Here is a 12,403-nt window from a genome sequence, read left to right on the forward strand (position 1 = left end):
CTCCCTTGCTGTTGTATTACGAACATTTTGCTTTTGCAAACCTTATTAAACGAAGGATGTGGCATTCAGTTCTTGCGCCGCAGTTAACGCCTTGAATGAATCGAGCTTACGACCTTTGAAATCAAACATCGTCAGGTTCCCCCAGTTGTTCGGGTGGCCTACGGACCATTCTTCCTTGCTCGGAATCCATGCAGGCTCCCAATAGTAGAAGCCATGGCCCAGACCGCCGGGAACTTCACGAATAATCTGCAGCATATCCTGCAAATATCGAGTCTGCCCCTCCACAGTGGCCGGATAACCTGGCAACAGCATATCCTCCTGATTCATGATCCATTCGATGCCTTCCGGCTGTTCAAGGGTCCATGGATACGCGGTTTCCACAACATTGATTGGCTTGCCATAACGCTTGGCCAGATCGTTCAGATTGTCACGCAGTGCATCCAGCGTTCCATGCCACCAAGGGTAATAGGACAACCCGATGACGTCAAACTCAACACCCAGTGCTTCAAAGCGATCATAGAATTTTCGACTTTCCGCATTATCGCCGCCGCGGTCAATATGAATCATAATCTGAATTGAAGGATCAACTGATTTAACTGCCGCAATGCCATATTTCACAAGCCCCGCAAAGCGTTGCCACTGCTCGTCCGTATCATGCTCTTCGCCGCCGACACGTCCATCATCCCACAGCATGCCTGGCGTAATTTCATTGCCGACCTGAACCATATCCGGCAGGGCATCGTGCTCCTTTAATGCGCGAAGTACATCCGCTGTATATGTGCATACCGCCAGTTTAAGCTGCTCATAGGACAGGTTCTCCCATGCTTTCGGCTTCCACTGATTGGCCGGATCAGCCCATCGGTCCGAGTAATGAAAATCGAGCAGAAACTGCAAGCCCTGAGCCTTGATACGTTTCGCAACTTCAATTGTGCGCTCCAGATTACAGAATCCGCCGACTGGATCATTCCAGATTCGCAGCCGAATTGCATTGGCATCATTCAGCTTGAGAATGGTAAGCAGATCTTCTTCTTTGCCATCCGCATCCCGATATGTTCCCCCATGCTGTTCGATCTCGTCCATAAATGACACATCCATGCCAAGAATAAATGGTTGTTTGGTGGATTGATTCAAAATATCAGCCTCCATAAATTAGGGATTCAGGCTCAGCCTTTCACTGAGCCCAGTGTCATACCTTTTACAAAATAGCGTTGCAGGAATGGATATACAATCAGGATTGGCGCACTTCCGATGAAGATTTGAGCTGCACGTACCGTTGTTTGAGAGATCGTTTCCATCTCCTTCGGATTCATCGCCATCGTACTCATATCCCGTTTGATAATGACGGTCTGCATAAATGTTGCAAGCGGATAGTCTTTGGCATTGTTCATATACAACAGACCATCAAACCAGGAGTTCCAGTGAAACACCATGCTGAACAGTGCAATGGTTGCAATGGAGGGCATGGAGATCGGCAGGAAGATGCTGAACAATGTTCTGAAATGGTTCGCTCCGTCAATCAGGGCTGCTTCTTCAAGCTCTTTCGGAATGCCGCGGAAGAAGTTCAACATCAGGATAACCAGGAACGTGTTGACTGCACCTGGCAGCACCAGTACCCAGAAGGAATCCATCAGACCGATTTTCTGAATAACCATGTAGAACGGGACCAGACCGCCGTTGAAAATCATGCTGAATACGAAAATCCAGGAGTATACGGTTCTGCCTTTAAACTCACTGTTTTCCTTGGACAGCGGATATGCTGCAAGGAAGGTGATGAGGAGCGTGATGCCTGTACCGATAACGGTACGCAGCAGTGAAATCCAGAGTGAGTTCAGAAAGATCGGATTGTTCATTGTTTTTTTATAAGCTTCAAGGGAGAAGCCTACCGGCCAGAGACTGACCAGATTGGCATCCGCCGCAGCTTTGTTACTGAAGGATACAGCCAATACGTGAATCATCGGTACAATACACATAATGGCGACCAGAATGAGAAAACTGATATTGATAACGTTAAATACACGATATGATGTTGATTTATGATACATCGTAGTCCCTTCCTTCTCTGTTCATTCGTTTAGAATATGCGGTATCCGGCGTATTTCTTAGCCAGGCTGTACGATACGAGGATTAGCACCATACTGATGACGGATTTGAACAATCCGATGGCTGTTGCGAAGCCCATCTCCCCATTTTCCAGCGCCGAGCGATATACGAATGTATCAATGATGTCTCCCGATTGATATACAAGCGGGTTGTACAGGTTGAAGATCTGGTCAAAGCCGGCATTCAATACGTTACCGAGCGCGAGCGTTCCTACCACCATCAGCATCGGTACGAGAGACGGGATCGTAATGTGAAGTGTCTGCTTCCAGCGATTCGCTCCGTCGATCTCTGCCGCTTCATATAGTGCCGGATTAATGCCTGCCAGTGCAGCCAGAAAGACAATCATGTTATAGCCGAATTCCTTCCACACATCCGTGATAATGATCGTCGGACGGAACAAGCTGTTATCTCCGAGGAAGAAGTATGGCCCAAGACCAAAGGTGCCAAGCACCCGGTTCACCAGACCACCTGTTGACAGCAGATCGAGCAAAATACCGCCCAGAATGACCCAGGACAAGAAGTGAGGCAAATATACAAGCGTTTGAATTGTGCGTTGAATGGCCATCTTGCGAACCTCATTCAGCAGAATGGCAAACACGAAAGGTATAAACAAGTTAAAAATCAGTTTGAGTACAGCGATGATCAGCGTATTCCAGATGACCTGCAAGCTGTCCTCCCGTTCGAATAAATATCTAAAGTTATCAAGCCCGACCCAGTCCGAGCCGCTAATGCCAAGCCATGGTTTGTAGTTCTGGAATGCCATAACAATTCCGCCCATAGGCACATAACTGAAAATAATCAGAAAGATGATAGCTGGCAGCAGCATTACGTGGAATGGCCAAGTTCGTTTTAAAGTTCTCATGATTGCTCCCCCTGTAATTCTTCCTACTCAAGACTCCCTGAGTGGCTTATAGGCAAATTATATCAACCTTCCAGCACCCTCAAACAGCGCATAAAAGCAATATAAATGGCACAAAAGCAACTACTTTGGACTTAGGCCCTGCTGCTCAGCTCGGAAAGCCGCCAAGCCGCTATTTCACTGGATTTTTTATGTATTTTTATGACGTTGAACATACAAAAGGGCGCACAGATTCATATCGTCTGTGCGCCACATTTGCTTTACGATTTCATAGAGTAGTTCAGCTTATTTCTTCACGCCGTCATACCACTCGTTAACTTCCTGAGTGATCTGATCGCCGCCACCGGATTTCCATGTTTGAACAAAGGTATCAAATGAATCGATTGGGCTCTTGCCATAGATAATTTCATTGAATGCCTGATTCTCAATTTTGTTGAGATAGTCCAGCTTGGCTTTCATCGTTTTGGTTGTAGGGCCTGTGAACATATTTTTGAACGAAATATCTTTTTGCTCCAGCAGCACTTTGGCCGCCGCAGGTGTCTCAGGTCCATAGTTCACCGCTACATCTTTTTCCAGCTTCGTTTGCGGCTCCTTGCCATCTGCCAGATTCATCAGAGCTTTCATCTGTGCATCTGGAATACGTGCGCCGTCACGAACAAGCAGATAACGTACTACGTTGACATATCCACCATCAATTTCGTCCGGTTTTTTCTGTTTGCCGTTGGCATCCAGCTGATAATCATAACCTTCAAACAGACCGTTATCATAAGGACTGCCTGGAGCCGGATCAGCATAGTTGTCGAACAGGTAATTCTGGTATGTGAAGAATGCTTCCGGATGTGCCATATCTTTTTTGATCAGGGTCACACCGTTAACAAACTGTGTGCCGTGACGCATTGCTTTACCTTCAGGACCTGTCGGAATTTCGATAGGCTTCCATACTGCACTTGGTACGTTTTTCACCGTATCAATCAGCGGCCAGCCGCTCATCCAGTAAGGACCAGGGATAATACCAGCTGTACCCGCTACAGCAGGTTCTGCTGTTTTGTTTTCATCCCAAAGTGCTGCTTCTTGCGGAATATATCCTTTTTTCAACCAGTCGCTTAATTTAGCCAAGCCTTCTTTCATGCCTGGGTTAATCGAACCATACTCCAGCTTGCCATCTGTACCTACATTCCATTGAAACGGCAGTGTGCCATAAGCGCCAAAGATCCAGGAAGGATCACCCATCCAGGTATTCATGGATGTTTTGAAACCGATGCTGAGCGGAGTTACTTTATCAGGTGCCAGACCATCTGGGTTTTTGTTTTTGAAAGCTTCCATAACTGCTTCAAGCTCATCAATCGTTTTAGGTGCTTTCAGATTCAGCTTATCAAGCCAGTCTTGACGAATCCAGAGCAGGTAGTCGTTGTTGTACGCGTAATCCAGTACAGGAATACCCATTCTTTTGCCGTCGCGGCTGTATGAATTCCATACATTTGGATCCTGTTCCATCGCTTTTTTCCAAGTATCAGAAGCATACTTGTCGAACAGCGGGCCAACTTCCTGATACATGCCGGAATCGATCAGATCCTGAGCCAGCAGGTTGTCACCTACGGTTACGATGTCAGGCATTTCCTGACCCGAGGACATGGCCAAACGAAGCTTGGTTGCGAACGCGTTGTTTGTATCGGTTACAGACCACAGGGATTTAATCTCGATACCGAATTTATCCTTGGCCCATTTCGTAGCGACGTTATTTTCCATGGATTCGCCATTTTTGAATTTCAACTCAGGGTCGATCCCCCATGCTGTGGTGATCGTTACTGCTGGATCATACTTTTCCTTGTATTCATTTTGGGTCCCGGATGCGCTTGGTTCAGCACTATCCTTGCTCCCGCTTCCTCCCGAGCATCCTGCAAGAACGACGGTCAGACAGAGCGTCGTAGCGAGAAGCGACAAGAATTTCTTTTTCGTTGATTGCGCTCTCATGTTGTTCCCCCTTAAATCGTTTTGGTTACCCTTTCATTATAGGACGACCAGGCACATCAGCCTATGATACGAAATCAAGATTTCTGCACCTTTACCAACCTATTGCTCGAATCATGTTGTATTTATGTCTGATCACGGAATTCGTTCGGTGTCATGCCATAGTGCTTTTTGAACATTTTGCTGAAATATTGCGGATTCTGGTAGCCCAGCTCACTCGTAATCTCGTATATTTTTTTATTCGTATTTTTGAGCAGATACAGCGCTCGCTCCATGCGCATACGAATCATGTAGTCTCCCAGACCCTCGCCCGTTTCTGCTTTGTATATTTTAGAAAGGTACACCGGGTGCAGATACACTTTGTCCGCAATCATTTTTACCGACAAATCCTGTCCCGTATCTCGAGTGACCAGCTCCTGAACTTGCTTAATGACATGCCGGCGGCTCTGTACCCCCTCCTGATCCGACAGCTCCTCCTGCAGCTTCTCCAGCATGTTCATGGCCCAGCGCCGCAGCTTCTCCGGGGATTGAATTAACTGGTGCGCAAGCACCAGATCGAAGCCCGCATGATCAATCTCATGTACCAGATGTCCTTGTTTGTGAGCAATGTACATAAAAGCATTCGTAACAGACAGATACATCTCATACGCATGCTCTCTGGACAAACATACCTTCTCCACGGCATCAAAAACTACATTCAGCTTGTCCGCAGCAGCTTCCCATTGTTTGGTCTCCAGCAGCTGTGGCAGCACCGGTGGCTTGTACAGCTCTTCAAGCGCTTGCGCGGCATCGTTTTCGGGACGTTTGTTTAACGTTTTTTCCATGTCGATATAGATGATGCTGTGCTCCTCCGGTCCTGAAAGGATTAATGACCCCAAGCTTTTGCGATATACATTCGTTAGCTCATTAAACGGAAATGGAGGCGTAACCACCATCGACAAATCACCTTGCAGGTACCTCACCACATGCTCCCGGAAGGTTCCGGCAGCAGCTTGCAATGCACTTTTCTCCATCCGGGAGAGCTCATCCGGCTCGCGGTTCTGCAGAAACATAACCAGACACTCATGCGGTCCGCGACTGAACCAGACGTTGTAGGCTTCCCCTAGCACTTCCTCGGCTATATTCCCGACTGCAAAATCCATCAGATCCAGCGACTGCTGATCCATAGAGGCAAAACGTCCGGCAAGACGAATCAGCATCATAACAGCCGGCTGCTCCGGGTCCATATGCAGCTCGTATTGTTCAAATTGCTCGCGCAATGCTTTGGTAGTAAGCACTCGGCCCAAGAGCAGATCATGCATCAGATTTTCACGTAAAATTTTGTAATCTGATTTGCGGCTGTATAGCAGGCGATGATACTTGTCAAATTCATCCCATTCATCACGCAAGGAGGTAATCGCGGCTGACACAGAATTCATGAATTCATCATCGTTCACAGGCTTCAAAATATAATCTGCCGCCTGTAGTTGAATCGCCTTTTTGGCATAATCAAAGTCACTGTGTCCTGTCAGTAAAATGCAGCGCACATGCGCCCAGCGACGGCTCACCTCACCAATCAGCTCAAGGCCTGTCATACCTGGCATACGAATGTCAGTAACGACAATATCCACCGCATTCTCCTCCATAATCTGCAGCGCTTCCTTGCCGGATGCTGCACGCAGCACAGTTGTGACCCCAATCTCTCCCCACGGAATGGTGAGCTCCAGACTTTCCGTTACATACGTTTCATCATCCACAAGCAATATATCGATCAATTCAATCACTCTCCCGGTTAACTGATGTTCACTCCTCGTACTCTTCAAGCGCTGGTTTCTGTTCCACTGGCCATGACAAGACAACTCGCACGCCGCCCAGCTCTGATTCGGTGATATACAGCCCACCCTTCTCACCATACTTCAGCTGCAGTCTTTGATTCACATTCCACAACCCGCAGCCCATCTCCTGATCCAGCGTACCGGCAAGCTTGGTGAGCAGCGCTTCACGCTGCTCCTGTGTCATGCCCTGACCATCATCTTCAACGATGAGAAGCATCATTCCATCCTTTTGCTCACCAGATACTCTGATCTCACCGGCCTCGGCATCTGCTTCGATCCCGTGTATGACTGCATTTTCAACGAGCGGCTGTACGATGAGCGGCGGAACTTCAATGCGTAACATGTCCTCTGGCAAATCAAGCGCATAATGGATACGCTCCATGCGCATATGCTGAATTTCCAGATAGTTGGTTACAAATTCGATCTCTTCCGATAGCGGAACCAAATCCCTCTCCTGCCTTGTCGTATACCTGTAGTATCTGGAAAGATTGTGAGACATCGCTACAACAGCGTCCACGCGTTTCATCTTCGCCATGCTTGTAATAAATGAGAAGCAATTATAGAAGAAATGCGGATTAATCTGCGACTGCAGCTGCTTCAGCCTTGCCTCCCGTACATGGATTTGCTCCAGATATACGTGCTCGAACAGCTGTTGAATCTTTTCCACCATTGAATTAAAGCGCTCCGACAGGAAACTGAATTCATTGCGACCCTTCGGCTCAATTCGAACGGAGTAGTCCTCCTGCTTCAACCGCTGGAATCCGCGAATCAATTGTTTTACCGGCACCTGAACCTGTACATAAAGCAAATAAGCAGCGGTAAAGCTCATCAGAAGCAAGCAAATCATCGACGAGTAGAACAGGATGTTAGACTGATGAATCGGCTTCAAAATATCGGACAGCGGCATGTAGTCCACCAGATACCAGCCCGTGGTACTCGACTTCACAGAATTGACCATATATGGCTCATTGCCAATAACGACCGTGCGGTTCTCCACGTCCTTCAAGGTATGACTAGACAATTCCTTGATCAATTGATCTGTCAATGTCCGATCAGATGTACGATTGTAGATCACTCCCGTCTCCTCGCGGAAATAAAAGGGGTCATGTCTTCCATCACCTTTGAATTTATCAAGCATGTCCCGAATGTTATCACTGTCGAATTCCAGCTTAATGATGGTCTCTGCATTTTCAGCAGGGTCTTTGATTCCGTAGGGGGATACAGTAATCCAGCTGAACATAAAGCGGTCATTCTGCCCATCCTCAATTTTGTGCACATCCCAGCCCGAAATTATATTTTCTTTTAACGCCTGCTTGTCATAAGAACGTGCATCCCTTTCCGAGATGACTCTGCCGAGCGACGGGGAGTACAGATATAATTTGGTGGCCCAGTTCGATGAGCTTTCCTGAATACTCAGCTTGTTCTGAATACGCTTGACCAAGTTGATAGCATCAAGATCAAAATAGCGACTCTCGGCAAATATACGCCGAAAACTGGCAATGTCCGGGTCATGGATCAGCAAATTAGGCCATGAGGACAACAATTCAATGTTAGAGTTCACCTGATTTTGAAAGAACTCCAGCTGATTGCTGTTTGAGCGGTTAAGCTCAGCTCGAAGCACAGCCGTGGTTTTATGATTGGAATACCAGTACAGGAGCACAACAGGAATAAGCATGATCAGTATCAAAATGACCATCTTGGAAAACAGATTTGTCCGGTATGACATGGAAATGTTCATCTCGCTTTATTATATTTTTCTTTAGGGCGTGTCTGAAAATGCTGAAGGAAGCTAATTTTGCTGAATTTCCGTTCCAAGCCAGGAAGTTTTCCGCAGGCGTGCCGGGGCACGTCAATGGAAACTGACGCAGCAGGGAGCGAAAAGGCGGTAAAAGATGCACTTCAGCAGGTTTCAAGATACGCCCTGATCTTCCTGACACAAGTCGTGACATTAATTGTAGCCATGTAAGCTTTAAATACAATCAATTTCTTGGACAGGCTTCATAACGCACCGTTAGATGCCTTCATAAACAGACTGTCCCATGCTCTATCGTAAGCCTCGTCCAGCCTTTCGAAAAGGACATTAATGCAAGGTTTTAGCACTTAATCCAACTTACGCAAACAAGTGAAGTCGGCGCTAGGCCGACTTCACTTGTTCATGAATGCTGTACTTGTTATGTTATCCTGTCTTCCGATCATTTAGTATATATTGGTTATGTACTTGGAACTACAGTCTACTCTCACGTGCTAAGGGATGTCATAGTCAAAAACCGTATTGCTCCCATCTACTGCAACATCAAGTACGATCTCATCCAGCTTGCCGCTTACCTCTAATGGTCGTTTCGCCAAGCCCGAAAATTCGAGTGTTCCTGTGAACGTCATGCGGGGCTCAAGCTTGACTGGTACGGCGCTGAGCGCTACAGAGTGTAAAGATTCGGATAAAGCATCATCATCATGGCGGTAGCTACCTGCCAAATCCGGCTTTACCATGGCGGCGATGGATGAGCTGCTGTAATTTTTCAGAGTCAACTCACAAGTTGCGTGAACTCGACCGTTAGGATGAACATGATACGTGCATGAGCTATTGTTCTGCGTATACGATATGCCGTTTAAACCCGTAGCCCCCCACTTTACCACATACATCAGCTTGTCCGTCATAAATGAATAGCTGGAGACTACAATTACAACTGCAATCCACAACGTTCTCGCCACAAGCGGATACCTGAGCATGATCTCCTTGCGCGCAAGGTAATATCCGCAGGCCAGCATGCCAAGTCCAAAGAAAATAGTAATATGTACACCGCTGACATACGATTTGGTATAAGGGGAAATGCCGATTGATAACAACAATGAATCACCTACTGAGAAACCAAGGTGATGATTAAAGGTAAAAATAATCGCAAACACCAATAAACCTCCTGAGAACACAAGTCTGGTTCTCGACACGCAAACACCTCCTAATCAACCACCTGATTATATCATATTTTTCCTATTTTTGATCAACAATCCAAAAACAAAAAAAGACATTACCGCGTATAGCCGATAACGTCTTTTTTTGAAGCTTTATTTTCCAGCCAGGAACGCATCCAGCTGCTCCTGTTTCGCCGCAATAATTTTGTCGATACCTGCTGCTTTCAATTTTTCCAAATATTTCGGAATCATCTCATTCGGATCAACGGCACCCGAGGTCATGCCTGGTTTAAATTGTTTGTTGACGTTGTTTACAGCCGCAATTTCGTTTTTCACCGACTGGCTGTTAAACGTGAAACCAAGGGCAGGAGATTTCACACCTTTGGCGTTAAACTCCTTGAACTTCTCCCATTTTTGCGGATCTTCATTATCCCACAGGTAATTCAGGAACTGGTTACCCAACTGCCACTGTGCACCTGGATTATAGGTACGGCTGTTGGCATCAACACCGTCAGGCAGTTTGATAATGTTGTCCTGTCCTTCAACCTTCACATAATGCTTACCTTCAATACCGAAGTTGAGCAGGTTGTTGATTTCTTTGTCAGAGTGAAGCAAGTTGATGACTTGCATTGCTTTTTCCGGTTTTTCAGAAGAACGGGAGATAGCGAGCATCGCACCAGACGCATCCCCTGTCGTAATCGTTGGACTTGTCATTTCAATCTGTGTTAGCGGATAACCGACATAACCTTCCTCTTCCTTATCTTTACCCGGCTTCATACCATCCGTCCACATGAACGCTTTGCCGGCTTTGGCCTGGTCTTTCGGGAATACGTTGGACGTTGCTGCGTCACTGTTAATATAACCCGCCTGATACCATTTACGTGCAAGCTCGGCTGCTTGTTTGAACTCCGGTGTTTCCACTTCATTCAGCACTTTTGTTTCGCCCGCTGTTTTGGAGATCACACCCGGTACCGATGCATCGCCGAGATAATCCCAGTCCAGATTTTCGAGCAATCCATTACCATTCGTATTGGACATGTAGAACGGAGTAATGGAAGGTTCATTTTCCTTAATCGTTTTGAGCAGCGGCTCCAGATCAGCCCATGTTTTCACTGCTGTCAGGTCCAGATTGTATTTATCAGCGATATCTTTGCGGACCAGCACACCACGAGTGGCGGCAAGCTCCTTGTTGGTTGGCACACCATAGTTGACACCATCCACCTGAGAACCTTCCAGGAAGGCAGGGTCCAGATTTTTCTTGATGTCCTGCCCGTACTCATCCAGCAGGTCATTCAGTGGCAAGAACGCACCTTTGGCTACGTTAACGGTGTAGTTCTGCCAAGCTGCGGTGAAGATAATGTCGGCCTTCTCCCCTGAGGAGATCATCAGGTTCAGCTTATTATCCCATTGCCCCCAGTCCACAGCATTGATTTTGATCGTAGCTCCAATCTTGGGCTCCATCTTTTTGTTGATTTCAGCTTCTACCAAGGCAACATCCTTCTGAGGTGTGCCTGGATAGAACAGCGAAACCTCATAAGGCTTTTCGGTATTGCCTGCGTTCGGTGTATTACTTTCCGCTCCCGGTGTTGCACTCCCCCCCTTGTCAGGCGAGCAGCCAGCAAGCACCAGAGCCAGTGTCATGGCAGCCGCTGTCATACGTGACCACACTTTAAACGATTGAACCAATTGAACCCCTCCTGTTCATATAATGGACCGTTACCTTGTACACCTTACCCTTTTACCGTTCTTCCCCAATTCCAAATAAACGGTAAAACCTTTCTGTATATGCCCTTTCGTCTATCTTCAATAAACCTTGACCACTCCCTAACCGGCTGGAGTTATCCCTTCACAGCACCTACCGTCAAACCTTTGATGAAATAACGCTGGAAGAATGGGTACGCCAGTACAATTGGACCTATACCGACAACAGCCATTGCCATTTGCAGCGTTTTATTAGGTAGATCAGGCATTGCGCCCTGTGATGAAATCTGTGAAGAAACGTTGGAGTTGGTTGTTAAATATTGAATATCGAGCAGCGTCCGGTACATAAGGTACTGAAGGCTGATCGTCCGGTTATCTGAAATAAAAATCATACTGAGATACCAGTCATTCCAGTAGTTCAGCGTGCTGAATAGTGCAACCGTCGCCATAACGGGCAACGATAGTGGCAGGACAATCCGCAAAAACGTTTTCAATTCCCCCGCTCCGTCAATGCGCGCCGATTCCAGAATAGATACAGGAATAGAGTTGGCGAAGAACGTTCGCATAACAAGTACAAAAAACGGTGATAACAACAGCGGCATGATCAATGCCAGAATGGAATTTTTCAAATCCAGTACGTTGACATATACGAGATACCAGGGAACAAGTCCCCCGTTAAACAGCATGGTGAAGAAGATGAAAAAGGCGAACCAGCCGCGATATGGCAAATCTCTGCGTGAGAGTGGATATGCATAAAGGGCGGTTAATGCCACACTTGTAATTGTACCGATAACAGTAACAATGATGGATATGCCATAGGAGTGGATGATCTGATCCATATCCTTGAACAGAAATTCATAGGCTGTCAGGCTGAACTGCTCTGGTATGAGCTTGTAGCCATTGGCAATAACCTTTGTTTCATCCGAAAAAGAGATGGCGAAGACCAGTATGATCGGCACGATACAGGCAATGGCATAGAATAGAAACATGAAATGGATAACGGCTGCGGAACGCTTGGATACAGCTAATGGATCACGTGTTTTCACAACTGACT

General features: G+C 46.8%; 10 protein-coding genes. 1 reads left to right on the top strand and 9 read right to left on the bottom strand.

Translation table 11 applies throughout. The features are described 5' to 3' along the window. Window positions 1–45: 45 nt before the first annotated feature. The 6 genes from DFQ00_RS01160 to DFQ00_RS01185 form a co-directional block, all read right to left on the bottom strand. Complete coding sequence (locus DFQ00_RS01160) at window positions 46–1,131, bottom strand: glycoside hydrolase family 53 protein (protein ID WP_110893327.1); 1,086 nt, start codon at window positions 1,129–1,131, stop codon at window positions 46–48. Window positions 1,132–1,163: 32 nt separating this feature from the next. Then, window positions 1,164–2,042, bottom strand: a complete 879-nt coding sequence (locus DFQ00_RS01165; protein ID WP_110893329.1) for a carbohydrate ABC transporter permease — start codon at window positions 2,040–2,042, stop codon at window positions 1,164–1,166. Between the two features lie 29 nt (window positions 2,043–2,071). Continuing rightward, on the bottom strand, window positions 2,072–2,962 hold the full coding sequence (locus tag DFQ00_RS01170; RefSeq protein ID WP_110893331.1) for an ABC transporter permease: 891 nt from the start codon (window positions 2,960–2,962) through the stop codon (window positions 2,072–2,074). A 282-nt stretch (window positions 2,963–3,244) separates the two neighbouring features. Continuing rightward, entirely contained in the window at window positions 3,245–4,930 is a 1,686-nt protein-coding gene (locus DFQ00_RS01175) for a type 2 periplasmic-binding domain-containing protein (protein ID WP_110893333.1), read from the bottom strand. Between the two features lie 122 nt (window positions 4,931–5,052). Then, window positions 5,053–6,681, bottom strand: coding sequence for a response regulator (locus DFQ00_RS01180; RefSeq protein WP_110893335.1), 1,629 nt, complete (start codon window positions 6,679–6,681; stop codon window positions 5,053–5,055). Between the two features lie 28 nt (window positions 6,682–6,709). After that, a complete protein-coding gene (locus DFQ00_RS01185) occupies window positions 6,710–8,467 on the bottom strand; it encodes a sensor histidine kinase (RefSeq protein ID WP_110893337.1) in 1,758 nt (585 codons plus the stop codon). 69 nt (window positions 8,468–8,536) lie between these two features. Between DFQ00_RS01185 and DFQ00_RS28945 the strand changes: the two genes are divergently transcribed. Beyond that, a complete protein-coding gene (locus tag DFQ00_RS28945) occupies window positions 8,537–8,707 on the top strand; it encodes a hypothetical protein (protein ID WP_167433565.1) in 171 nt (56 codons plus the stop codon). Between the two features lie 278 nt (window positions 8,708–8,985). On the opposite strand, the gene DFQ00_RS01190 is transcribed toward DFQ00_RS28945, so the two are convergent. The 3 genes from DFQ00_RS01190 to DFQ00_RS01200 all read right to left on the bottom strand — a co-directional run bounded on the left by DFQ00_RS01190 (window position 8,986) and on the right by DFQ00_RS01200 (window position 12,395). Continuing rightward, a complete protein-coding gene (locus tag DFQ00_RS01190) occupies window positions 8,986–9,684 on the bottom strand; it encodes a hypothetical protein (protein ID WP_146236089.1) in 699 nt (232 codons plus the stop codon). A gap of 117 nt (window positions 9,685–9,801) precedes the next feature. Further along, on the bottom strand, window positions 9,802–11,334 hold the full coding sequence (locus DFQ00_RS01195; protein WP_110893341.1) for an ABC transporter substrate-binding protein: 1,533 nt from the start codon (window positions 11,332–11,334) through the stop codon (window positions 9,802–9,804). 152 nt (window positions 11,335–11,486) lie between these two features. Further along, window positions 11,487–12,395, bottom strand: a complete 909-nt coding sequence (locus tag DFQ00_RS01200; protein WP_110893343.1) for a carbohydrate ABC transporter permease — start codon at window positions 12,393–12,395, stop codon at window positions 11,487–11,489. Window positions 12,396–12,403 lie beyond the last annotated feature (8 nt).

Source organism: Paenibacillus barcinonensis (assembly GCF_003217495.1).
Taxonomy (GTDB): Bacteria; Bacillota; Bacilli; order Paenibacillales; family Paenibacillaceae; genus Paenibacillus; species Paenibacillus barcinonensis.

Bases quoted from the DNA above. Each gene is read 5' to 3' on its own strand.
- DFQ00_RS01165 (WP_110893329.1), bottom strand. From the start codon at position 2,042: ATGTATCATAAATCAACATCATATCGTGTATTTAACGTTATCAATATC.
- DFQ00_RS01170 (WP_110893331.1), bottom strand. From the start codon at position 2,962: ATGAGAACTTTAAAACGAACTTGGCCATTCCACGTAATGCTGCTGCCA.
- DFQ00_RS01175 (WP_110893333.1), bottom strand. From the start codon at position 4,930: ATGAGAGCGCAATCAACGAAAAAGAAATTCTTGTCGCTTCTCGCTACG.
- DFQ00_RS01185 (WP_110893337.1), bottom strand. From the start codon at position 8,467: ATGTCATACCGGACAAATCTGTTTTCCAAGATGGTCATTTTGATACTG.